Annotated in this window: 16 protein-coding genes; 10 read left to right on the top strand and 6 right to left on the bottom strand. The window is 73.3% G+C overall.

Annotated features, from left to right (window positions below; translation table 11 throughout):
- Positions 1 to 32: 32 nt before the first annotated feature.
- Positions 33 to 473, bottom strand: a complete 441-nt coding sequence (locus tag ABD665_RS14325; RefSeq protein WP_204913320.1) for a metallopeptidase family protein — start codon at positions 471 to 473, stop codon at positions 33 to 35.
- A gap of 115 nt (positions 474 to 588) precedes the next feature.
- Here ABD665_RS14325 and ABD665_RS14320 point away from each other — a divergent pair, with 115 nt between their 5' ends.
- Genes ABD665_RS14320 through ABD665_RS14305 form a run of 4 tightly spaced genes read left to right on the top strand, consistent with a single transcriptional unit; the run spans position 589 to position 3,664 of the window.
- Positions 589 to 951, top strand: a complete 363-nt coding sequence (locus ABD665_RS14320; RefSeq protein ID WP_204914915.1) for a DUF3499 family protein — start codon at positions 589 to 591, stop codon at positions 949 to 951.
- Positions 952 to 988: 37 nt separating this feature from the next.
- Positions 989 to 2,365 carry a phosphohexomutase domain-containing protein gene (locus ABD665_RS14315; RefSeq protein WP_344742469.1) on the top strand — a complete coding sequence of 459 codons (1,377 nt, stop codon included), beginning with the start codon at positions 989 to 991 and terminating at the stop codon, positions 2,363 to 2,365.
- A 48-nt stretch (positions 2,366 to 2,413) separates the two neighbouring features.
- Positions 2,414 to 2,611: a Trm112 family protein gene (locus ABD665_RS14310; protein ID WP_204913319.1), complete on the top strand. Its 198-nt coding sequence runs from the start codon at positions 2,414 to 2,416 to the stop codon at positions 2,609 to 2,611.
- Positions 2,612 to 2,638: 27 nt separating this feature from the next.
- The gene (locus ABD665_RS14305) at positions 2,639 to 3,664 is read left to right on the top strand and encodes an SIS domain-containing protein (protein ID WP_204913318.1); all 1,026 of its coding nucleotides are present in this window, start codon (positions 2,639 to 2,641) and stop codon (positions 3,662 to 3,664) included.
- 31 nt (positions 3,665 to 3,695) lie between these two features.
- Here the strand turns inward: ABD665_RS14305 and ABD665_RS14300 are convergent, their stop codons facing one another.
- A complete protein-coding gene (locus tag ABD665_RS14300; protein WP_204913317.1) occupies positions 3,696 to 4,790 on the bottom strand; it encodes a saccharopine dehydrogenase NADP-binding domain-containing protein in 1,095 nt (364 codons plus the stop codon).
- Positions 4,791 to 4,868: 78 nt separating this feature from the next.
- Between ABD665_RS14300 and ABD665_RS14295 the strand changes: the two genes are divergently transcribed.
- From ABD665_RS14295 to ahcY, 3 genes are all read left to right on the top strand, one after another.
- Positions 4,869 to 5,450: a TetR family transcriptional regulator gene (locus ABD665_RS14295; RefSeq protein WP_204913316.1), complete on the top strand. Its 582-nt coding sequence runs from the start codon at positions 4,869 to 4,871 to the stop codon at positions 5,448 to 5,450.
- A gap of 13 nt (positions 5,451 to 5,463) precedes the next feature.
- Entirely contained in the window at positions 5,464 to 6,447 is a 984-nt protein-coding gene (locus ABD665_RS14290; protein WP_204913315.1) for a cation diffusion facilitator family transporter, read from the top strand.
- A gap of 81 nt (positions 6,448 to 6,528) precedes the next feature.
- On the top strand, positions 6,529 to 7,965 hold the full coding sequence (gene ahcY / locus ABD665_RS14285; protein WP_204913314.1) for an adenosylhomocysteinase: 1,437 nt from the start codon (positions 6,529 to 6,531) through the stop codon (positions 7,963 to 7,965).
- Positions 7,966 to 8,133: 168 nt separating this feature from the next.
- Here the strand turns inward: ahcY and ABD665_RS14280 are convergent, their stop codons facing one another.
- From ABD665_RS14280 to ABD665_RS14265, 4 genes are all read right to left on the bottom strand, one after another.
- Positions 8,134 to 9,978, bottom strand: coding sequence for a putative nucleotidyltransferase substrate binding domain-containing protein (locus tag ABD665_RS14280; protein ID WP_204913313.1), 1,845 nt, complete (start codon positions 9,976 to 9,978; stop codon positions 8,134 to 8,136).
- 32 nt (positions 9,979 to 10,010) lie between these two features.
- Complete coding sequence (locus tag ABD665_RS14275) at positions 10,011 to 12,623, bottom strand: PQQ-dependent sugar dehydrogenase (RefSeq protein WP_204913312.1); 2,613 nt, start codon at positions 12,621 to 12,623, stop codon at positions 10,011 to 10,013.
- 161 nt (positions 12,624 to 12,784) lie between these two features.
- Positions 12,785 to 13,645, bottom strand: coding sequence for a glutamate ABC transporter substrate-binding protein (locus ABD665_RS14270; protein ID WP_344742468.1), 861 nt, complete (start codon positions 13,643 to 13,645; stop codon positions 12,785 to 12,787).
- 58 nt (positions 13,646 to 13,703) lie between these two features.
- Positions 13,704 to 15,293 (bottom strand): amino acid permease, encoded by a 1,590-nt coding sequence (locus tag ABD665_RS14265; protein ID WP_204913310.1) that lies wholly within the window; start codon positions 15,291 to 15,293, stop codon positions 13,704 to 13,706.
- Positions 15,294 to 15,534: 241 nt separating this feature from the next.
- Between ABD665_RS14265 and ABD665_RS14260 the strand changes: the two genes are divergently transcribed.
- Genes ABD665_RS14260 through ABD665_RS14250 form a run of 3 tightly spaced genes read left to right on the top strand, consistent with a single transcriptional unit; the run spans position 15,535 to position 22,498 of the window.
- Entirely contained in the window at positions 15,535 to 18,891 is a 3,357-nt protein-coding gene (locus tag ABD665_RS14260; protein ID WP_204913309.1) for a transglutaminase family protein, read from the top strand.
- Positions 18,888 to 21,623: a circularly permuted type 2 ATP-grasp protein gene (locus tag ABD665_RS14255; protein ID WP_204913308.1), complete on the top strand. Its 2,736-nt coding sequence runs from the start codon at positions 18,888 to 18,890 to the stop codon at positions 21,621 to 21,623. Before ABD665_RS14260 ends, ABD665_RS14255 begins: the two co-directional genes overlap by 4 nt.
- A complete protein-coding gene (locus tag ABD665_RS14250) occupies positions 21,620 to 22,498 on the top strand; it encodes a transglutaminase N-terminal domain-containing protein (RefSeq protein ID WP_204913307.1) in 879 nt (292 codons plus the stop codon). The genes ABD665_RS14255 and ABD665_RS14250 overlap by 4 nt, the downstream gene beginning before the upstream one ends.
- The last annotated feature ends 127 nt before the right edge of the window (positions 22,499 to 22,625 follow it).

Genomic DNA, 22,625 nt, shown 5'->3' with positions numbered 1-22,625 from the left:
TCGCGGTGCGCGGTCCCCGAGGCTCGTAGGGCTCAGTCGTCCTCGAAGCCGGCCCCGTCGGGGTCGATCTCGTCGACGCTGCGCCCGGTGAGCGCGCTCAGCTGCTCGACGACGGTGCGGTAGACGAGGATCCGGAGCCCCTGCCGGCTCGCGGCCCGGTGCTCGAGCGGGCGGCGGTAGAGCACGACCTGCGCGGGACGTCCGGCGCCCGCCTCCACGGCCGACGCGAGCGGCACGCGGCCGCCCGCCCAGGACGGGTCGAAGTGCGGGACGTCCTCGACCCCCACGCTGATGCCGGCGAGGGCCTCCGGGCACTGCCGGGAGACACGCTCGACCGCGCCGTCGACGGCGTCGTCGAAGAAGGCGACCCGGGTCGCCGGCCGCGGGGGCGCCGCGCGGCGCACGCCGAGGGCGTTGGGCAGGACCAGCGGCCCGCGCAGGCCGCGGCCGTGACGATCGCGACGGCTGGGCACGGGTCCAACCCTAGGGTGTGCCGGGAGGCGGGCGCCCCGGCGGCGGGGACGCGCGCCACGCGAGGCGCACGTCCCCGCGCCGTCGGTCGCGAGCGGTAACGTCCCGCCGGTGGGGATGCGTCGGTGCTCGCGGGCAGGCTGCCCCTCCCGGGCCGTGGCGACGTTGACGTACGTCTACTCCGACTCCACCGCCGTCCTCGGGCCGCTGGCCTCGCGGGCCGAGCCCCACGGCTACGACCTCTGCCAGACCCACGCGCACTCGCTCTCGGTGCCGCGGGGCTGGGAGGTCATCCGCCTGGCGAACGGCGACCCCGTGCCGCCGACCGAGGACGACCTGCTCGCCCTCGCCGACGCCGTGCGCGAGGTCGGGCTGTCCTACGACGCCCCGGCGTCGGTGGAGGCGCCGTCGCCCCGGCCCAACATCATCGAGCTCCGCCGCCGCGGCCACCTGACGGTCCTGGCCGACCCGGACGCCTGACCAGCGCCGGGCGCTCCGCCGCCCTAGGATCACGCACGTGCTGAACCCCTTCATGTTCAAGGCCAACGACATCCGCGGCGTCACCGAGGGCTCCGAGCCCGAGTGGGACGAGCAGGGTGCGTACGCGCTGGGGGGCGCGTTCGTCTCCGTCTTCGGGCTGGCGGGCCAGAAGATCGTGCTGGGCCGGGACATGCGGCTGTCGGGCCCACGGATGTCCGCCGCCTTCGTCGAGGCCGTGCTGGACGCCGGGACGGACGTCGTCGACGTCGGCCTGGCGAGCACCGACGAGCTGTGGTTCGCGTCGGGCCACCTGGGGCTGCCGGGCGTCATGTTCACCGCGAGCCACAACCCCGGCAAGTACAACGGGATCAAGTTCTGCCACCCGGGCGCCCGCCCGATCGTGCCCGCCGAGCTCGTCACGATCGCCGAGCTGGCGACCGCCGGCCCGGCCGAGCCCGCCGAGGTGCGCGGGACCCGCTCCGAGCTCGACGTGCTGGGCGCGTACGCGGCCCACCTGCACGCGCTCGTCGACCTGACCGGCATCCGCCCGCTCCGCGTCGTCGCGGACGCCGGCAACGGCATGGCGGGGCACACGCTGCCCGCCGTGTTCCCGGGCGGCGCGGGCGCCCCGCCGGTGGAGATCATCGGCCTCTACACCGACCCCGACGGCAGCTTCCCGAACCACCCCGCGAACCCGCTCGAGCCCGAGAACCTGGTCGACGCGCAGGCCGCGGTCCGCGAGCACGGGGCCGACCTCGCGCTCGTCTTCGACGGCGACGCCGACCGCTGCTTCATCATCGACGAGCGCGGCGAGGTCGTGAACCCGTCGGGCGTGACCGCCCTGATCGCCTGCCGCGAGCTCGACCGGCACGCGGGCTCCACGGTCGTGGTCAACAACATCACCTCCCGCTCCGTCGCCGAGGTCGTCGCGGAGCACGGCGGCACCACGGTCGTGACCAAGGTCGGGCACACCTTCGTGAAGGCCGCGATGGCCGAGCACGACGCGGTCTTCGGCGGCGAGCACTCGGCGCACTACTACTTCCGCGAGTTCTGGGGCGCCGACACCGGCATGCTCGCCGCGCTGCACGTGATGGCCGCCGCGGGGGCCACGGACGCACCGCTCTCGGAGCTCGTCACCGGGTTCGCCCGCTACGCGGCGTCCGGGGAGCTCAACTCGACCGTCAGCGACCCCGGGGCCGTCATCGAGGCCGTGGCCGCCGCCTTCGCGGACCGCGGCGAGACCGACCGGCTCGACGGGCTGATGGTGAACGGTCCCGACTGGTGGGTGAACGTCCGCCGCTCGAACACCGAGCCGCTGCTGCGGCTCAACGTCGAGGCCCGGACCGAGGAGCAGATGGCGGCGCTGCGCGACGAGGCGCTGGCGATCATCCGGACGGCCGGCCCGCAGCACTAGGATCGCGGCCGTAACGGGCCGTCGGCCCGTCCGTCCCCAGGAGGCGTCATGGCCGTCGAGCTCGCACCCGAGCTGCTGGAGATCCTGGCGTGCCCGAACTGCCACGGGCCGCTCGCCGTGGACCACGAGCGCGACGAGCTGGTCTGCCAGACCCCGGACTGCGGCCTGGCCTACCCCGTCCGCGACGGGATCCCCGTGCTGCTGATCGACGAGGCCCGCCGTCCCGCGGCCGGCACGGGGGCCTGAGCCCGTGACCCGGTCCGGGGCCGCAGCATGACGGTCTTCGACGACAGCGCCCTCGACGACGCCACGGCCCTCGCCACCGCGGACGTGATCATCCGCCGGCTCGCGGAGGCGGGTTCGCGGATCCGCCGCGAGACGGCCGACGCGGACGAGCCCCTCGACCGGCTCCGCGGCCTGCCGCGCCCGCGCGCGGTCATCGCCGCCGGCAGCGAGGCCCGCTTCATCCGCGCGATCCTCGAGCCCGTGTGCCCGGTGCCCTTCGTGGCCTGGCCGCGGCACGGCCTGCCCGGCTGGGTCGGCGCGCTCGACCTCGTCGTGGTCATGGCCAGCGACGTCGCCCCGCCCTCGGTCGTCGCGACGGTCCACGAGGCCGTACGCCGGGGTGCGCTGCTGCTGATCGCCTGCCCGGAGGCCTCCGTGGTCGCCGAGCACGCGGGCGGCTCGTCGACGATCCTGCTGCCCACCGCGACCGGGGACCCGCTCGCGGCCGCCGTGGTCGCCCTCTCGGCCCTCCACCAGATGGACCTCGGCCCTGCCGTCGTTCCCGACGGGGTGGCGGACACGATGGACGAGATCGCGCGCGACTGCTCGCCCTTCGTCGACGTCACCGAGAACCCGGCCAAGGACCTCGCGCTCTGCCTCGCCGACGCCCAGCCGCTGGTGTGGGGCGGTTCCGTGCTCGCCGCCCGCGCCAGCCGGCGCGTCGCGGAGGCGCTGCGTGCCGCGACCGGGCGGGCCGCGCTGGCCGCCGACGCCGACGAGCTGCTGCCGATCATCGAGGCGACCACGAGCCGGGACCCCTTCGCCGACCCGTTCACCGACGGCCAGTCGGCCGACCGGCGGCCCTGCCTCGTCCTGCTCGACGACGGGACCACCGACCCGATGGTCCGCGCCGACCACGGGCGCCTCGTCGCCGCGGCCGAGCGGGCCGACGTCCGGGTCTCCGTGGTGGAGCACCGCCGGGGGAGCGAGGTCGACCGCTACGCGGCGCTGCTGCAGACGGGCATGTTCGCCTCGGTCTACCTCTCCGTCGGCCTCAGCCGCCCGACCGCCTGACCGCTCGCCGCGGGCACCCCGCCGCAGCGGGTCACGGGCGTCCCGCGTCCGTGCGGCGGTAGACGCCGCCGACCGCCTCGGCGAGCCCCGTCCCAAGCAGGGCGACCGGGGTGAAAGCCCCGGGTCGTCCCTCGCCCTCCACGAGGCGGCGGACGACCTCCGCGGCGACCGCGTCGGTCGTCGCCTGCGCCTCGCCCAGCCGGAGCCAGCCCTCCGACGTGGCGCCGTCCGCCCAGGTCACCACGGCGTGGCCCCAGGAGTGGGCGCGCGGCGCCGGCCGCTCGACGAAGGTGACGGCTGCGAGCCGGCGGGCGGCGAGGCGGCGCAGCGGACCGATCGCGAGCAGCCGGGCGGCGAGCGGGAGGACTGTACGCACGGCACGTCCGGTCGGTACCTCGCTCGACGCCGACTCGACGGACGGGGCTCCGCTGGCCCGTTGCGCGGCGACGAGCTCGCCGAGCGGCATCAGCCCCGTGCTCAGCCGGTCGCCGTCCGGCGTGACGAGGCTGCGGACCGCACCGCCGAGCGGTGCGGGGGCCAGACAACCGTCCACGACGCGCCGTCCCGAGAACCGGCCGCCGCCCGGCACGCCGGGCAGCCCCTCGACCAGCGTCCCGGCGAGGGCCTCGCCCAGCGGGCCGGCCTGCACGGCCAGCGAGGGCAGCATGTCCGTCCGCACCCGCACGGCCTGCTGGGTGCCGTCGCACAGCCAGGCGACCACGCTCTCGGTCGCCACCACGCCGAAGCCGGCCCCCGTCACGAGGGTCCGCCCGGCCCGGACGGCGTCCTCCCCGCGGTCCAGGAGCGCCGTCACCGCAGCCAGGTCGTTCGCGAGGTCGACGTAGTCGCTGCCGGCGGCGAGGCAGGCGTCGACCACCGCGGGAGCGGTGCGGGTGAACGGCCCCACCGTGTTCACCACGACGGCGGGCCTGGCCTCCCGGATGCCCGCGGCGACGGCCTCGGGCGCCGCCGCCACGTGCGTACGGTGCCCCCGCCCGGCCGCGGCTGCGTCCAGCCGGGCGGCGTCGCGACCCACGAGCACCGCCGGGGTCCCGTCCGCGAGCAGGCGGTCGGCGACGGCGCGGCCGACGCGGCCCGTGCCGCCGAGGATCCAGACGGCCGACATGGTTCCCTCCTCCTGATGACACGACGTGTCATCGACTCCAGGAGTATGACACGCCGTGTCGTCGCCTACCCTCGGGTCGTGGTGAGGTGGAGCCCGGACGCGCGGGGGCGGCTGGGGCGCGCGGCGTTCGAGCTCTTCGCCGAGCAGGGCTTCTCCGCGACGACGGTCCCGGAGATCACCGCGCGGGCCGGCCTGACCACGCGGACGTTCTTCCGGCACTTCGCGGACAAGCGCGAGGCGTTCTTCGCCGGCGACGAGATCCCCGACCTGGCCCGGCACGCGCTCGCGTCGGCGCCGGCCGGGCTCGACCCGGTGACGCTGCTCGAGCAGGGGCTGCGTCAGGTCGCCCGCGACCACTTCGACGACCGTCGGGAGGAGGTCCGGGTCCGCCGCGCCCTCGTGGACGCCGAACCCGCGCTGCGCGAGCGCGACGCCCAGAAGCGGGCCGACCTCGTCGCCGTGATCCGGCCGGGCCTCGAGGCGCGGGGGGTCGCCCCGCTGGACGCGGCCCTGCTCGCCGAGCTCACGGTCCTCGTGCTGCACGTGGCGCTCGACCAGTGGCTGGACGACCCGGACCCGCCGTCCATGGCCGACGTCGTGTCGGCGTGCTTCGTCCGGCTGCGGGCGGTGCTGGAGCCTCGTCCGGACGGCGTTCTCTGACAGGATCACCCTCGTGAGCGCAGACGGTGGCAACAAGGCGGTGGTCGCGGCGCTGAGCGCCAACCTGGCCATCGCGCTGGTGAAGTTCGGCGCGTTCGCCCTGACCGGTGCGTCCTCGATGCTCGCCGAGGCGATCCACTCGGTCGCCGACTCGGGCAACCAGGTGCTGCTGCTCGTCGGCGGCCGCCGGGCGAAGAAGGGCGTGACGCCCGAGCACCCCTTCGGCTACGGCCGCGAGCGGTACGTCTTCGGCTTCATCGTCGCCGTGGTGCTGTTCAGCGTGGGCGGGTTGTTCGCGCTCTACGAGGCATACCACAAGTGGCACGAGATCCAGCTCGGTCACGCGGACTCGTTGTCCGAGGGCCGCTGGTGGTGGGTGCCGCTGGTCGTCCTCGGAGCGGCGATCGTGGCCGAGGGCCTGTCGTTCCGGACCGCCATGCGCGAGTCCAACAAGTCCCGCGGCCAGCAGAGCTGGGCGAAGTTCATCCGCTCGGCCAAGGCGCCGGAGCTGCCCGTCGTGCTGCTCGAGGACTTCGCCGCCCTGATCGGCCTGGCGTTCGCCTTCGTCGGGATCCTGCTGACCCTGCTGACCGGGAACGGCCTGTTCGACGTGCTCGGCACCGCCCTGATCGGCCTCCTGCTCGTCGCGGTCGCCATCACCCTGGCGATCGAGACGAAGAGCCTGCTGCTCGGCGAGTCCGCCGGGCCGGAGGTCGTCCGCAGGATCGAGCAGGCGCTGGCCGGCACCGAGGGCGTCGAGCGCGTGATCCACATGAAGACGATGCACATGGGACCGGAGGAGATCCTCGTGGCCGCGAAGTTCGGCGTCAGCCCCACGGAACGCGCCGTCGAGGTGGCCGAGACCATCGACCGCGCCGAGGTCGCGATCCGCGCCGCCGAGCCGATGGTGACCTCGCTCTACCTCGAGCCGGACGTCTACCGCAGCGACTACGAGCCGGCACCCCGTCCGGAGCGCCCGAGCGCCGCCGGGCACTGACGCCGGGCCCTTCCTCCGGGCAGACCACGCGCGGCGTTCACGGGCGTGGCGGGGTGGGAGCGATCGCCTAGGCTCGGACCCATGGACTACCGCGTCGCCGACCTCTCGCTGGCCGAGCTGGGCCGCAAGGAGATCACCCTCGCCGAGCACGAGATGCCCGGCCTGATGGAGATGCGTACGCGCTTCGCCGAGCAGCAGCCGCTCGCCGGGGCACGGATCGCCGGGTCGATCCACATGACCGTGCAGACCGCCGTGCTCGTGGAGACCCTGGTGGCCCTCGGCGCCGACGTGCGCTGGGCGAGCTGCAACATCTTCTCGACCCAGGACGCCGCCGCGGCCGCGCTCGTCGTGGGCGACGGCACCCCCGAGGCGCCCGCCGGCGTCCCCGTCTTCGCCTGGAAGGGCGAGACGCTCACGGAGTACTGGGACTGCACCCGCGAGGTGCTCGACTGGCCCGGCGACGAGACGCCGAACATGATCCTCGACGACGGCGGCGACGCCACGATGCTCGTGCACCTGGCCGTCGAGGCGCAGAAGACCGGCGTGCTGCCGGAGGCGACGGAGGACGACCCGGAGGAGCTGCACGTCCTCTACGCGCTCATCGCGAAGACGATCGAGCAGGGCGTCGACTGGATCGCCATCGCCAACTCGATCAAGGGCGTCACCGAGGAGACGACGACGGGCGTCCACCGCCTGTACGAGATGCTCCGCGAGCACAAGCTGCTCTTCCCGGCGATCAACGTCAACGACTCGGTCACCAAGAGCAAGTTCGACAACAAGTACGGCACCCGCCACTCCCTGATCGACGGCCTCAACCGCGCGACCGACGTCCTCATCGGCGGCAAGGTCGCGGTCGTCTGCGGCTACGGCGACGTGGGCAAGGGCTGCGCCGAGGCGCTGCGCGGCCAGGGCGCCCGCGTGATCGTCACCGAGGTCGACCCGATCTGCGCGCTGCAGGCGGCGATGGACGGGTTCCAGGTCACGACGCTCGAGCACGCGCTCGCCGAGGGCGACATCTACGTCACCGCGACCGGCTGCAAGGACGTCATCACGGCCGACCAGATGAGCCGGATGAAGCCGCAGGCCGTCGTCTCGAACATCGGCCACTTCGACAACGAGATCGACGTCGCCGGGCTCGCCCGCCGCGGCGACGCGAGCAGGGTCAACATCAAGCCGCAGGTCGACCAGTGGGTCTTCGACGAGGGCACCGACGACGAGCGCTCGATCATCCTGCTGAGCGAGGGTCGCCTGATGAACCTCGGCAACGCCACCGGGCACCCGAGCTTCGTGATGAGCAACTCCTTCACCAACCAGGTGCTCGCCCAGGTCGAGCTGTTCACCAAGCCGGACGAGTACCCGCTGGGCGTCTACACCCTGCCCAAGCACCTCGACGAGCTCGTCGCCCGCCTCCACCTGCCCGCCCTCGGCGTCGAGCTCACCGAGCTCAGCCCGAGCCAGGCCAGCTACCTCGGCGTCCAGCCCGAGGGCCCGTACAAGACCGACGAGTACCGCTACTGACCCGTACGCCCGCGGGGCCCCTTGGTCGTCCCAGGCGTAACAGGACTTTCACGTTTACGTGAAACCCTCGTACTGACCACGGCAGATCTGCCGTGGTCAGTGCTGTCTTTCACGTAAACGTGAAAGTCCTGGGACTCGACCCGCGCGCTCAGGGGGCGGTGGACGAGGTCAGGAGACCGGCCACTCCTCGGCGGGGAGCCAGGCGGTGAGGTTGTCCATGCGGCGCTGGACGGCGGCGATCTCGCGTACGGCGGTGGCGATGACGCTGCGGTCGAGGGGGGAGAGGCGGTCCAGGCGGAGGACGTCGGAGGGGCGCTCGCCGCGGGCGACCTGGTCGAGCTGGGCCTCGAGCCGCAGGCCCTGCAGCACCTCGAACACCTCGGCCATCGTCCGCGCCTGGGCGGCGGGGAGCATCTCGCTGGTGCCGGACTCGCGCAGCCGCTCGGCGGTGGGCAGCACGGTCGTCCCGGCGCTCAGCGCGCCCCAGCGGGCGATGTTGGTGATGGGGATCAGGGCGTGCGCCTTGATGTCGAACGTCTCCGGCCGACGGGCCAGCAGGTCGCGCACCGACCGCATCCGCGCGCGGTAGGCGAGCGACTCCTTGAGCAGCAGCTGCATGGTCAGCGGGTGGGCGCGCAGGTCGTTGAACACCCGCGCGACGGCCGGCAGGCCCGTGTCGCCCCACACCGGCCGCGCGTCGACGAGCAGCGAGGTCATCATCGCGCCCTGGTGCACGATCGGGTTGTCGAGCCAGCCCTGCGCCGCCGCCCGCCACTCGCTCTTGGTCCGGGAGAACTCCGGCCGGTACGCCGCCGCCCCGTGCCGGTCGTGGCCCAGGCCCGCCCGGGCGAGGAGCGCGTGCACCTCGCCGAACGCCCGGCGGTAGCCCGCCACCGTCGCCCCGGGCAGGCCGTCCTCGAACGACACCGCCGAGTCGACGTCGGAGCTGAGCACGGCCTCGCGGCGGCCGTTGCTGCCGATGGACAGCCACGTGAACCCGTCGAGCGGCAGCTCGGGGTGCGCCGCGAGCACGAGCTCGATGGCCCGGCGCAGGCAGGCGTCCACGAGGGCGGAGTAGACGGCCAGGACGCGGGCCGACCCGAGGCCCCCGCCGATCAGCTCGGCCAGGAGGTCCGGCAGCCGCCGGCCGGTCGCGGCGAGGGTGTCGGCGTCGGGTGCCCGGCGCAGCTGCTCCTGCAGGCCGGTCCCGGCGGTCCCCGTCGCGACGACGACGTCGAGCGGGCAGACGGCCCCGCGAACCGTCCCGCTCCGGTCGGTGACCAGGAGGTAGTCGGCCTCTCGGTCCAGCAGCGCGACCACGGCCTCGGTGACGGAGTCGTCGAGCGCGACCAGCACCGGGTCGGGGTCGGCCACCTCGCCGACGGGCGTGTCCATGGAACGGCCGGGCACCAGGACGGACTCGCGCAGCAGCCGGTCGGTCAGCAGCCCGGGCCGCCCGTCGGCGAGCGTCACGACGCAGTAGCCGACGTCGCGCTCGGACATCGCCTGCACGACGCGGCGTACCGGCTCGGTCCCGGCGACGACCAGGGGAGCGGTCCGCAGCAGGTCGGAGACGGTGGGGTAGGTCGGGGAGGTCCGGCCACGCATCGCCGTCGCCATCTCGCGGGCGAGGAAGCGGGTGCCGCCGCGCGACGTGAAGGCGGGCAGCACGGCGGCCTCGGGCAGTCGGGCGACGGTCGTCCGCCGCAGCGCCACGGCGCGGGGCCCGACGGCCTGGCCGGTGAGCATCGCGCCGAAGCCGAACAGCCCGCCCGGGTCAATCCGCTCCTGCACCGGCCCGGCGAGCTGGTCGGCGGCGTTCCAGAGCCCGACCCGGCCCTCGACGACCACGAACACCTCGACGGTGGGTTCCGCGAACGCGTCGACGACGACCGCGCCGGGGGCGAAGCCCTGCAGCTCCGCCGCCTCGGCGAGGGTCGTCAGGGCGTAGCGGTCGAGCGAGTCGAACGGCGGGTGACCCGCGAGGAACTCCTGAAGCGCAGCCGCATCCACGGGCCCCATGCTCTCAGGACGCGGGCCCCCGATCAGCAGTGCACGCTGGTCTTGCCGCTCGCGGAGTCGTAGCGGATGTAGCCCCCGACGAAGTCCGCCCGGCGCCCGCCCTCGACGCCGTACTCGTCCTTCGTCGGCAGCCCGAGGCACGACTTCTCGTAGCCGACCTTCTTGTACTGCTGGCGGATCAGGCCGTAGACCAGGTGCGCGCCCGTGGCCTTGGACCAGTAGATCGACCGGCCGTCGGTGAAGCCCTCGAACTCGCCGCCCTTGATCTTCTTGACGTCCGTCGCCGGCAGGCCGTAGTCGTCCGGGCCCCCCACGGAGAGGTACTTGGCCAGGATCGGGCCGCGGCTCGTCGAGGTCTTGCCCTTGGTGATGTGGTAGATCCGCGCGTCGGTGAAGACCGACACCTGGCCGCCCTTCACGTCGACCTCGTCGCCGGTCGGGAAGCCGTGCTTGGCGATGCCGCCGCCCTTGAGGAACTTCTTGAGGATGAGCCCGTGCACCTCGTGGGCGCCGGTGTCCTCGCTCCAGATGATGCGACCGCCCTTGAACGTCCGGCTGCGGCCGCCGGTCGTGCTGTACTCGCCGGCCTTGGCCTTGCCGAGGAAGGACGCCTTGCCGCCGAGTGCCGCGTACTTCTGGTCGATGAACGTCTCGTAGCCGGCGGTGAGGACGACGTCACGGTTCGGCATGACGAACGTGTGGTTCGCCTTGCCGCCGTCGCTCCAGCCCGTGAACCGGTGGTAGCCGGACGTCTCGGGCGCGTCGAGCTGGACCTCCTGGCCCTCCACCTCGAGCGAGGAGAAGGTCGTGGCCCCGTCGATGTTCACCGGGACCTTGCTCTTGACGGTGACGGTGCGCAGGTTCGGCTTCGCGAGGTAGACCTTCGACACCTCGGCGCCGCGCGAGTCCTTCGCCGACACGGTGATCTGCATCGACGTGTCCGAGCCGTGGTCGGTGAACTCCTTGCTGTACGTGCCGCCCTTCTCGGTGCCGTCCGGGTGCAGGTGGCAGCTGTTCGGGAAGGGGCAGTGCAGCAGGATCGTCTCGTAGCTCACCTCGAGGCGCCCGTCCTCGACGTCGGTGGCGCTCGCCGAGAGCTTGACGGGCTCACCGACCTTGAAGAGCTTCCCCGCGGCCGGCAGGGTCACCGACAGGGCGGGGGAGTGGTTGGCCGGGTAGACCGTGACCTCGGCGCTGTCCGTGGCGCCGATCTGGTCGGTCGCGGTGACCTTGACCTGCTGCGCGCCCGTGCCGGTGTAGGTGTGCTTCGGGGTCTCGCCGGTCCCCGTGGAGCCGTCGCCGAACTCCCACCGGTAGGTCAGCTTGTCGCCGTCGGGGTCGTACGAGCCGCCGGCGGAGAAGGAGACCGTCCTGCGGTCGGCGTCGGTGGTGAAGGCGATGTCCGCCGTGGGCTTGCGGTTGCCGCTGCCGTAGACGATCCGCTGGATCTTGCCGCTGAGGATGTCGGCGTACGTCATGTCGCCGTTCGGGCCGGGGTGGAAGGCGACCGGACCGCCCGCGCCCTTGATGAAGCCGGCGCCCTCGGGCTTGCGGGTCATCTTGCCGTTCGCGTCGACGGCCATGCTCCACACGAGGTTGCGGGTGTAGTCGCCGAGGAAGTAGGAGTTCTTGTACTGCGCCGGGTAGGCGGAGCCGGTGTAGAGCGCGCCGCCGGTGATCGAGGCGCCGCGCCCGGCGTGGTTGTAGGTCCAGATCGGGCGGACGTCGTCGCCCTTCTTGTAGAGCGCCTTGCAGGTCCCGTAGGTGCCGAAGCTGGTGCGCTTGGCCCCCTCCATGCAGGGCCAGCCGGCGTTGGCGCCGGAGCCGACCATGCTGACCTCCTCCACGTTGCGCCAGCCGACGTCACCGACGTTCAGCAGGCCCGAGCGGGCGTCGATGCTGAAACGGAACGGGTTCCGGAAGCCGTACGCGTAGACCAGGCTCTTGACCGAGCGGGGCTTGTCGTCGTCGTAGAACGGGTTCGAGCTCACGCCCTCGCCCTCCGGCGTGACGTGCAGGATCTTGCCGTGCGGGTCGTCCAGGTCCTGCGCGCGGAGAGCCTTGGGGTCGCCGTTGTTGCCGGCGTTGTCGCCGATGCTCCAGAAGAGCGAGCCGTCCTTCGCCACCACGACGGAGTCCGGGCCGTGCGTGGTCCCGGTCTCGGTGATGTCCTCGGACAGGTCGCTGCCGTCGACGACCGTGCGCGACTTCGTGAACGTCGTGGGGGACGCGGCGGGCAGCGCCTGCCACTCCTCGAGCATGCCGTGTCCGGTGCCGCCGACCTTGCCCTTGTCGTAGCTGAGGTAGACCTTGCCGCTCGTGGCGTGGTCGCGGGCGAGCGCCAGGCCGAGCAGGCCGTGGTCGTCCACGGCGCGCACGCCGGGGACCTTGCCGATCTTGCGGGCCTTGCCGCCGTCGGGGACGAAGGTGACCGTCCCGTCCTTGCCGATCGTCAGCAGGCTGCCGTCCGGCAGCCAGGTGAAGTTCGTGAGGTTGTAGTCGTCCTGCCCGCTGTCGTAGCTCACCAGCGAGAAGCCGGCCGGCAGCTTGGGTGCGGCGACGGCCGGGGCCGCGAGCAGCACGGAGGCCGTGGACACGGCGAGGACGGTGGAGGCGACGAGGAGACGTCTCAGCATGGCGTGACCCTGGGTTTCTCGGCGGCGGACCGGGGCCCGCGGGGAGGTGAGGGCGGCAAGGCTCCCCCGAGCCGCCCGCAGCCCCAGTAGAACTCAGGCGCACCACCCGTGCAACGACCTCGGGGGCGCGCCCGCCGACGAATACCCAGGGCCCGCCCGGCTCAAGCGATCTTCGGCGGGCTGGGCAGGCGGTAGCCCGACGGCCCGACCGTCTTGCGCAGGGCCGCCTTCCAGGAGCCGTCCGCGACGTACGACGTCAGGGCCGCGTTCACGTTCGTCACCATCGCGGTGTCGCCCTTCTTCACCCCGATGCCGTACCGCTCCTCGGAGAAGCCCTTGCCCAGGACGCGCAGCTTGCCCTTGTACTGCGGCTCGGCCGCGAAGCCCGCGAGGATCACGTCGTCGGTCGTGACCGCGTCCACCTCGCTGGCGGCCAGGGCGGAGACGCACTCGGAGTAGCGCGGCTTCTCCAGCAGGGTGATCCGGCCCTTGTAGCGCTTGAGGATCTCGTCCGCCGACGTGGTGCCCGGCACCGTGCACAGCGTGCGTCCGGTCAGGGTGGCCGGCCCGGTGATGTCCTCCTCGTTGCGCCGGACGAGCAGGTCCTGCTCGGCGTCGAAGTAGGGCCCGGCGAAGTCGACGACCTGCTTGCGCTCGTCGGTGATCGAGAAGGTCGAGACGATCAGGTCGGCCCCGCCGGAGGTCAGCAGCTGCTGGCGCGTGTCGCCCTCGGCCTCGACGAACGTGATGTTCTCGGCCGGCACGCCGAGCGCCTTGGCCACGTACGTCGCCGTCTCGACGTCGAAGCCGGAGTAGCTGTCGCCGTCCTTCATGCCGAGGCCGGGCTCGTCGAACGGGATGCCGATGGTGAGCCTCCCCCCGCTGGACGCGCCGGGCACCAGCGAGGGGGAGGCGTTGGGCTCGGCGCTCCCCCCGCAGGCCGCCAGGGTCGTGGTCAGGAGGGCCGAGCCGACGGCCGCGAGCGCGACCCGTCCGGCCCGGCGCGTCCGCGCTGCGTTCACCGTGATGCTCCTTTGCATGGTGGTGGGGTCCTGCTCGGCCCTGGTGAGGGGCCCGTGCTCAGCCGGGGAGCTTGGTGTCGTCCTGCTCCGCGGTGTCGAGGTCCTCGGGCCGGACGTCGTCGCCGTACGTCGGACCGTCGAGCGACCAGACGGCCTTCATCCGGTCGTGGGTGTTCTCCTTGACCTTCGGCTTCACCACGCGCCACCCGATGGCCAGCGCGAGGATCAGGACCGGGATCCCGAACACGACGACGAGGAAGCTCGTCTTGTGCAGGAACTCGTCCGAGGCCTGCCAGCCCGAGATCGCCAGGCCGATCAGCACCAGGACCAGGAACGCGATGCCGACGTAGCTCGTGTACGGCGAGCCGGGCGCCTGGAACGGGCTGGCCGGGACGACCCCGCGGTCGCTGAGCTGCCGCAGCCGGATCTGGCAGGCGAAGATCGTGCCCCACGTCCAGAGGATCATGATCGAGGTCGCCTCGACCGCGATCTCGAAGGCGTCGGGGGTCAGGGCGTTGAGCACCGAGCCCAGGACGAAGACGATCGAGGTCATGAGGATGCCGGCGTACGGGACGCCCGACTTGCTCATCTTCAGCGTGAACTTCGGCGCCTGGTCGCTCATGCCGAGGCTGCGCAGGACGCGGCCGGTGGAGTAGAGCCCCGAGTTGAGGCTGGACATGGCCGCGACGATCAGGACGGCCTGGATCAGGGCGCCCATCCAGCTGAACCCGAGCCGCTCGAAGACGGTGACGAACGGGCTCGTGCCGGCCGTGTAGTCCTGCGTCGGCAGCATGCAGACGAGCAGCAGGATCGAGCCGATGTAGAAGACGGCGATGCGGAAGATCACCGCGTGGACGGCCTTCGGCACCTCCTTCTGCGCGTTGGCCATCTCGCCGGCGGCGACGCCGACCATCTCGATGGCCGCGTACGCGAACACGACGCCCGACATCACGAGGATGGGGCCGTACCAGTTGTAGTCACCGCTGGAGGGCCAGAAGCCGCCCGGGTTGCTCCACAGGTTCTGGAAGCCGGCCTTGTGGCCGCCGATGTCGAAGCCGCCGATCACCACGACCAGGCCGACGAGCAGGAAGACCACGATCGCGCCGACCTTGAGGATGGCGGCCCAGAACTCGAACTCGCCGAACGCGCGGGCCGACAGCAGGTTGATCGCCAGCACGACCACCAGCGCGACGAGGACCGTGATCCAGGTCGGCAGGGTCGGGAACCAGTACTGCATGTAGAGCCCGACGGCCGAGAGCTCGGCGATGCCGGTCAGCGCCCAGTTGAGCCAGTAGACCCAGCCGGTGACGAAGGCCCACTTCTCGCCGAAGAACTCGCGCATGTAGGAGACGAACGCGCCCGAGGTGGCGCGGTGGAGCACCAGCTCGCCGAGGGCGCGCATCAGGAAGTAGGCGATCACGCCGACCACGGCGTAGCTGATGATCAGCGCGGGACCGGTGCTGTGCAGGCGCGAGGCCGAGCCCAGGAACAGACCGGTGCCGATGGCGCCGCCGATCGCGATCATCTGGACGTGGCGGCTGCCGAGCGTCTGGTGGTAGCCGGCCTGCTCGGCGTCGAGGCCGGTGTGCTCGCCCCCGCCGGACTCGGTGTTGTCGGCGGCGTCGGCCGCCTTCGTGCTCTGGCTCATGGGGGTCGTCCTCGGGGGTTCGTGACCTGACGGTCGGTGGGGGAGGAACGTGCCTCAACGAGCACACTGTCGGTTCGGTTCCGGCTTGGCAAGGACATCTATGTAACGGTCCGTCACGCTGGTGTTCCGGCAACGTTCACCTCCGCCGCGAGACGGGGCCCGCGCGCGGAGGTCCCGCTAGTGTCGTGGACCGGTGTCCCGAACGGGTGCGCGCCGGTCCGAGGGAAGAGGGAGGGTGCCGGTGAGCATCAAGGTCGCGCTCGAGCACCGCACGACGTACAGCTTCGGTGCGCCCACCCGGCTCTACCCGCACGCGGTGCGGCTGCGGCCCGCCCCGCACACGCGGACGCCGGTCGAGGCCTACTCGCTGACCGTGACCCCGGACGACCACTTCCTGAACTGGCAGCAGGACCCGTTCGGCAACTGGGTCGGCCGCCTGGTGTTCCCCGAGCCCGCCCGCGAGCTCGAGATCGTCGTCGGCCTGGTCGTCGACCTCGGCGTGATCAACCCCTTCGACTTCTTCGTCGAGGAGTACGCGGAGACCTTCCCCTTCACCTACGACGACGAGCTCGCCGCGGACCTCGGCCCCTACCTGGCCAAGGCCGACGACGCCCCGGGACCGCTGTTCACGGGGTGGCTCGACGGCCTGCCGCTCGACCTGTCGACCCCGCAGCGCACCGTCACCTTTCTCGGCGCGCTGAACTCGCTCGTCACCTCCCGCGTCGCCTACTCGGTGCGCATGGAGGTCGGCGTCCAGTCCCCCGAGCAGACCCTCGAGCGCGGCATCGGCTCGTGCCGCGACTCCGCCTGGCTGCTGGTCGAGGCGCTGCGCCACTTCGGCCTCGCCGCCCGGTTCGTGTCCGGCTACCTCGTCCAGCTCTCCTCCGACGACCCCGCGCAGGGCGGGCCGGCGGAGGACTTCACCGACCTGCACGCGTGGGCCGAGGTGTACGTCCCGGGCGCTGGCTGGATCGGCCTCGACGCGACGTCGGCGCTGTTCGCGGGCGAGGGCCACATCCCGCTGTCGGCCACCCCGAGCCCGGCCTCGTCCGCCCCGATCACCGGGTCGACCGGTCCCGCGGACGTCACCTTCTCCTTCTCCAACACGGTGCGCCGGATCCACGAGGACCCGCGCGTCACCAAGCCGTACGCCCCCGCCCAGGTCGAGGCGCTGCAGCGCTCGGGCGCGGCGGTCGACGCCCGGCTGCGCGACGCCGGGCTGGCGCTGACCATGGGCGGCGAGCCCACCTTCGTGTCCCGCGACGACATGGTGAGCCCGCAGTGGACCGTCGCGGCCGACGGGCCGGAGAAGCGGCTCGCGGCGAACCGCCTGGCCGGCGCGCTCGCGGAGCGCTACGCCGGCGGGGGGCTCGTCCAGCGCAGCCAGGGCAAGTGGTACCCGGGCGAGCCGCTGCCGCGCTGGCAGATCGGCCTGATCTGGCGCCCGGACGGCACGCCCGTCTGGACCGACCCCGCCCGGCTGGCCGACCCGTACGACCCGGCGCACGCCCACGACGACGCGCCCGCGCAGGCCGCGGCCCTCGCCGCGGCGATCGCCACCGACCTCGGGCTGCCGGCCGGGCAGGCGCTGCCCTGCTACGAGGACCCGCTCGCGGCCCTCGCGGTCGAGGTGCGCCAGCCGGTCGGCCCGCCGCCGGAGGTCGACCCGGCCGAGGCCGACCCCGAGGTGGTCGCCCGGCTCGACGCCGACGGCCTCGCCGTCGGCGACGGGGACCGGGTCGGCCGGGACGCCGTGGCCTGGGCGCTGCCGATCGTGCCCGCCTGGTTCGGCGACGTGTGGGCGAGCCCGGCCTGGCGCACCCGCCGCGGCCGCCTCGTCCTGGTCCCCGGCGACTCCCCGGCCGGCGCCCGCCTGCCGCTGAGCTCGGTGGCGTGGCGCGAGCCCGACTACGCGGGGGAGCCCTCGTACGTCGACCCCGACCCGGACCTCTCCGCCTCGGTCGGGCGCCCGCAGGCCGTCGTCGTCGACCCGGTCGAGGTGCCGACCCGGACCGCCGTCGTCACCCAGGCGCGCGACGGCCTCGTGCACGTCTTCCTGCCGCCGGCCGAGCAGCTGGAGCGCTGGCTGGAGGTCGTCGCGCTCGTCGAGCGGGCGGCCGCCGCGACCGACGTCCGCGTCGTCCTGGAGGGCTACGGCCCGCCGCCGGACCCGCGGATCACCTCGCTGCTCGTCACCCCCGACCCCGGCGTCATCGAGGTCAACCTGCACCCGACCGGCAGCTGGGAGGAGCTCACCGAGCTCACCCACACGCTCTACGCCCTCGCCGCCGAGCAGCGCCTCGGCACGGAGACGTTCGCCATCGACGGGCGCCACTCCGGCACCGGCGGCGGCAACCACATCACCCTCGGCGGCGCGACGCCGGCGACCTCGCCGATGCTGCTGCGCCCCGACCTGCTCGTCAGCATGCTGACCTGGTGGCAGCGCCACCCGTCGCTGTCGTACGTGTTCTCCGGCCGGTTCGTCGGCCCCACCAGCCAGGCGCCCCGTTTCGACGAGGGCCGTCCGGAGAACCTGTACGAGATGGAGATCGCCTTCGCCGAGATCGAGACGTACGCGCCCCCGGCCGACGTCGAGGACCCCGACCTGCCCGAGTCGCGGCGCCGCGGCCTGCCCTGGGTGACCGACCGGGCGCTGCGGCACCTGCTCACCGACATCACCGGCAACACCCACCGGGCCGAGTTCTGCATCGACAAGCTCTACAGCCCGGACTCGCCCCGCGGCCGGCTCGGGCTGCTCGAGCTGCGCGGCTTCGAGATGCCGCCGCACCCCGACATGGCCCTGGTGCAGGCGCTGCTGGTCCGGGCCCTGGTGGCCCGCTTCGCCGAGGAGCCCTTCTCCGCGCCGCTGGTTCGCTGGGGGACCTCGCTGCACGAGCGGTTCCTGCTGCCGCACTTCGCCATGGCCGACCTCGGTGAGGTGGTGGCCGACCTGCGCGCCCACGGCTTCGAGATCGAGGAGTCCTGGTTCGCGCCGTACGCCGAGTTCCGCTTCCCGCGGCTCGGGGTCGCCCGCGCGGGCTCGGTCGAGCTGGAGCTGCGCCAGGCGATCGAGCCCTGGAACGTCCTCGGCGAGGAGGCCACCTCGGGCGGGACGGCCCGGTTCGTGGACTCGTCGACCGAGCGGATCCAGGTCAAGGTGACGGGCTTCAGCCCCGAGCTGCACCTGGTGACCTGCAACGGGGTCGCCGTGCCGATGACCCCGACCGGCACGCCGGGCGAGCACGTCGCCGGCATCCGCTACCGCGCGTGGAAGCCGTGGTCCTCGCTGCACCCGACGCTGGAGATCGACGCGCCGCTGCGCGTCGAGGTCGTCGACCGCGCCAACCGGGTCTCGCTGGGCGGTGCGACCTACCACGTCGTGCACCCCGGCGGTCGCTCGTACGACACCCCGCCCGTCAACGCGCACGAGGCGGAGGCCCGGCGCGCCCGACGGTTCGAGGCCATGGGCCACACGCCCGGCGAGATCGACGTGACGGCGCTGGAGGAGGAGCTGCTGCGGCGTACGAGCGACGGCACCGACTACCCGCTCACGCTCGACCTGCGTCGCCGGGTGCCGTCGTCGTGGGGTCGCTCGTGACCGTGCTGGGCTCCCACCTGCAGCGCTACCTCGACGCGGCGCGGCAGCCCGACGCGGAGCAGGCCGGCGACCCCGCGCCGGGAGGGTTCGACGAGCTGGCGATGCCCGACGGCACCCCGCGGCCGGCCTGGGCCGAGCTCGTCGACGGGCTCGCCCTGGCCGCCGACGACCTGACGTCCGCCCGGCGGGAGGTCGCCCGGCTGCTCGAGGACGACAACGTCACCTACACCCCCAGCCCGGCCTCGACGCGCTCGATCGCGGACCCGCCGACCGAGCCGCCGGCGACCCCGGCGGGGCTGGAGCAGCCGCGGCCCTGGCGGCTCGACCCGCTGCCGCTGGTCCTGCAGGACCGCGAGTGGGCCACGCTCGAGGCGGGCCTGGTCCAGCGGGCCGAGCTGCTCGACGCCGTGCTCGCCGACCTCTACGGCGCCCGCCGGCTGCTCGCGCGCGGGCAGCTGCCGCCCGCGGTGGTGCTCGACCACGAGGAGTACCTGCGGCCCGTCGTCGGTGCCGAGAGCGTCGTCGACCAGCGGCTGTTCATGACCGCGGCCGACCTCGGCCGCGACGCGACGGGCGCGTGGAAGGTCATCTCCGACCGCACCCAGGCGCCCTCCGGCGCCGGCTACGCCATGCAGAACCGGCGCGTCGTGTCCCGGCTGATGCCGGAGATCTACCACGCCGCCCACCTGCACCGGCTGACCCCGTTCTTCCAGGCCATGCGGGTGGCGCTGGTCGAGTCGGCCCCGAGCACCGTGGAGGACCCACGCGTCGTCGTGCTGAGCCCCGGCACGCACTCCGAGACCGCGTTCGACCAGGCGTTCGTCGCCTCCCTGCTCGGCTACCCGCTGCTCGAGGGCAGCGACCTCCTGGTCCGCGACGGCCGCGTCTGGATGCGCGTGCTCGGCCGGCTCGAGCAGGTCGACGTGATCCTGCGCCGGGTCGACTCGACCTGGATGGACGCGCTGGAGCTGCGTGGCGGCTCGCGGCTCGGCGTCACCGGGCTGCTGGAGTGCGTGCGCCAGGGGACCGTCAGCGTCGTGAACACCATCGGCTCCGGCATTCTCGAGAACCCGGCGCTGCTGCCCTTCCTGCCCGAGCTGTGCGAGCGGCTCCTCGGCGAGCCGCTGCGGCTGCCGTCGGTCGACACCTGGTGGTGCGGGGACCCGGAGGGCAAGGCGTACGTCCTCGCGCACCTCGACGAGCTCGTCGTCCGTTCCGTGAGCCGCGGCCTGGGCCGCAGCGTCGTCGGTGCCGCCCTGACCCGCGAGCAGCGCGAGCGGCTGCTGGCTCGCATCGAGGACGCCCCGCACCGCTTCGTCGGCCAGGAGGTGCTGCCGCTCTCGTCGGCGCCCACCCTTCCCGACGCCCCCGAGGGCACGGGCTCCGGCAGCGCGGCCGGCCTCGTCAGCCGCCGCGTCGTGCTGCGCTCCTTCGCCGTGCGCAGCGGCAGCTCGTACACCGTCATGCTGGGCGGCCTCGCCCGGACGAACGACGAGGACGCGACCGGCCGCGGGCCGCTCGTCACCGCGCCCGACGGCGGCATCGCCAAGGACGTGTGGGTCGTCAGCAGCGAGCCGGCCCCGGCCTCTCGCGTCGCCGCGACCCGCAGCCGTGCCGAGGAGGGCAGTGCCGTGCTGCCGAGCGCGGCCTCGGCGGCCATGGTGCCGCGCGTGCTGAGCGACCTCTACTGGTTCGGGCGCTACGCCGAGCGGGCCGAGGACCTGGTGCGGCTCGTCCTGGCCAGCCGGACCGTGAGCATCGAGACCGACGCCGACGTCCGGCCCGGCCTCGCCCTCGACGTGCTGCTGCAGGCCCTCACCCACGTCAGCACGACCTACCCGGGCTTCCTCGCCCTGCCCGCCGAACCGGCGCTGCGTCGGGCGGCCGTGATGCCCGAGCTGCGGTCGCTGATGCTCGACCGGCGCCGCTCGGGTTCCGTCGCGCAGTCCCTGCAGGCCCTGACGACCAACGCCCAGGGCGTGCGCGACCAGCTGTCCGAGGACGTCTGGATGGTCCTCGCGAACATGGAGCGCGCGCTGCAGACGCTGGCCCGCCAGCCCCAGGACCAGGGCCTGCACCTCAACGAGGCCGGCGAGCAGGTGCTGTCCGGGCTGCTCGCCCTGTCCGGCATCGCCGGGGAGAACATGGTGCGCGACCCCGGCTGGCTGCTGCTGGACGCGGGCCGCGGGCTGGAGCGGGCCCTGCAGGTGGTGAGCCTGCTGCGCGCGACGCTCGTCGAGTCGTACGGGCCCGACGTCGACCGCGCCGTCCTCGAGGCCGCGCTGACGTCGAGCGAGTCGATCGTCACGTTCCGCCGGCGCTACCGCGGCCGTTCCGGGGTGCCGGCGGTGATCGAGCTGCTGGTCGTCGACGCCACGAACCCCCGGTCCGTGGCCTACCAGCTGCAGCGGATGCAGGCCGACCTGCGGGCGGTGCCCAGCACCTCGCCGACGGCGCGCCCGATCCGGCTGCTCGACCGGCTGGCCGAGACCGTACGCCTCGTCGACCCGGTCGCCCTCGGCGTCGTGCTGCCGCCGTCGCCCGACGCCCCGGCCGACGCCCCGGCCCGCCGCGACGCGCTCGACGCCTTCTGCGCCGAGCTGCACGGGGCGCTGCGCGAGCTGTCCACCGCGGTCCGCGACCACTACCACGAGCCGCCGCCCACCCAGCAGTCCCTGCTGCGCCAGCAGGCGCTGAGCGACGCGCCGACCGGTGCGGAGGTGTCGCGATGACGAGGTACCGGATCGAGCACGTCACCCGCTACGACTACGACGCGGACGTGACGGGGAGCTTCGGGCAGTTCCACCTGACGCCGCGCGACCTGCCCTGGCAGAGCGTGCTCGAGCACGAGGTGCGCATCGAGCCCGGGCCCGGGACGCTGCTGTCGCACACCGACCTCTACGGGAACACCAAGTCGTCGTTCCACGTGACCGAGCCGCACACCGAGCTGGTCGTGCGCGCGGTCACCGTGCTGGACGTGGTCCCGCCCGTGCTGCCGCCCGAGGCCCTCGCCGTGCCGTGGGAGGACGCCCGGCCCGCGGTCCGGACCGATGAGCCGGACGCGTGGGAGGCCACCGACTTCACCTTCGCGTCGCCGTACGTCGACGTCCCGGAGGCGGTCGAGGAGTACACCCGCGTCTCGTTCACCCCCGGGCGCCCGCTCGGGGAGGCGGCCACGGAGCTCATGCACCGGGTCCACGACGACTTCGCCTACAAGCCGCGGTCGACGATCATCGGCGAGAAGGTCGTGGACCTGCTGGTCAAGCGTCACGGCGTCTGCCAGGACTTCTCGCACGTCATGGTCGCGGGGCTGCGCTCGCTCGGGCTCGCCGGTCGCTACGTCAGCGGCTACCTGGCCACCCGCCCGCCGCCCGGACGGCCGCGCCTCGTCGGCGCCGACGCCAGCCACGCGTGGGTGGGCGTCTGGGTCCCCGGCGCCGGCTGGCTGCACCTCGACCCGACGAACGACCGGCTCACGGACGCCTCCCACGCCACCGTGGCCTGGGGCCGCGACTACGGCGACGTGCCACCCGTGCGCGGCGTGATCTTCACCGAGTCCAAGCACTCCTCGATGAAGGTCTCCGTCGACATGGCCCCCGCGGGCTGACCCGGCCTCACCCTCCTCCCGGGCGACCAGTGGTCATTCCGGGCGCTCGCCACGCCGCCAGACCGTCCCCTGCTGACCACTGGTCGACGAGGGGCGGGTCCGGACGAGGGGATGGGAGCCGATGAAC

It is taken from the genome of Microlunatus spumicola (assembly GCF_039536445.1).
GTDB classification, from domain to species: domain Bacteria; phylum Actinomycetota; class Actinomycetes; order Propionibacteriales; family Propionibacteriaceae; genus Microlunatus; species Microlunatus spumicola.
Note: the sequence above shows the minus strand (reverse complement) of the source record. Positions and strands in the feature narration are given on the sequence as shown.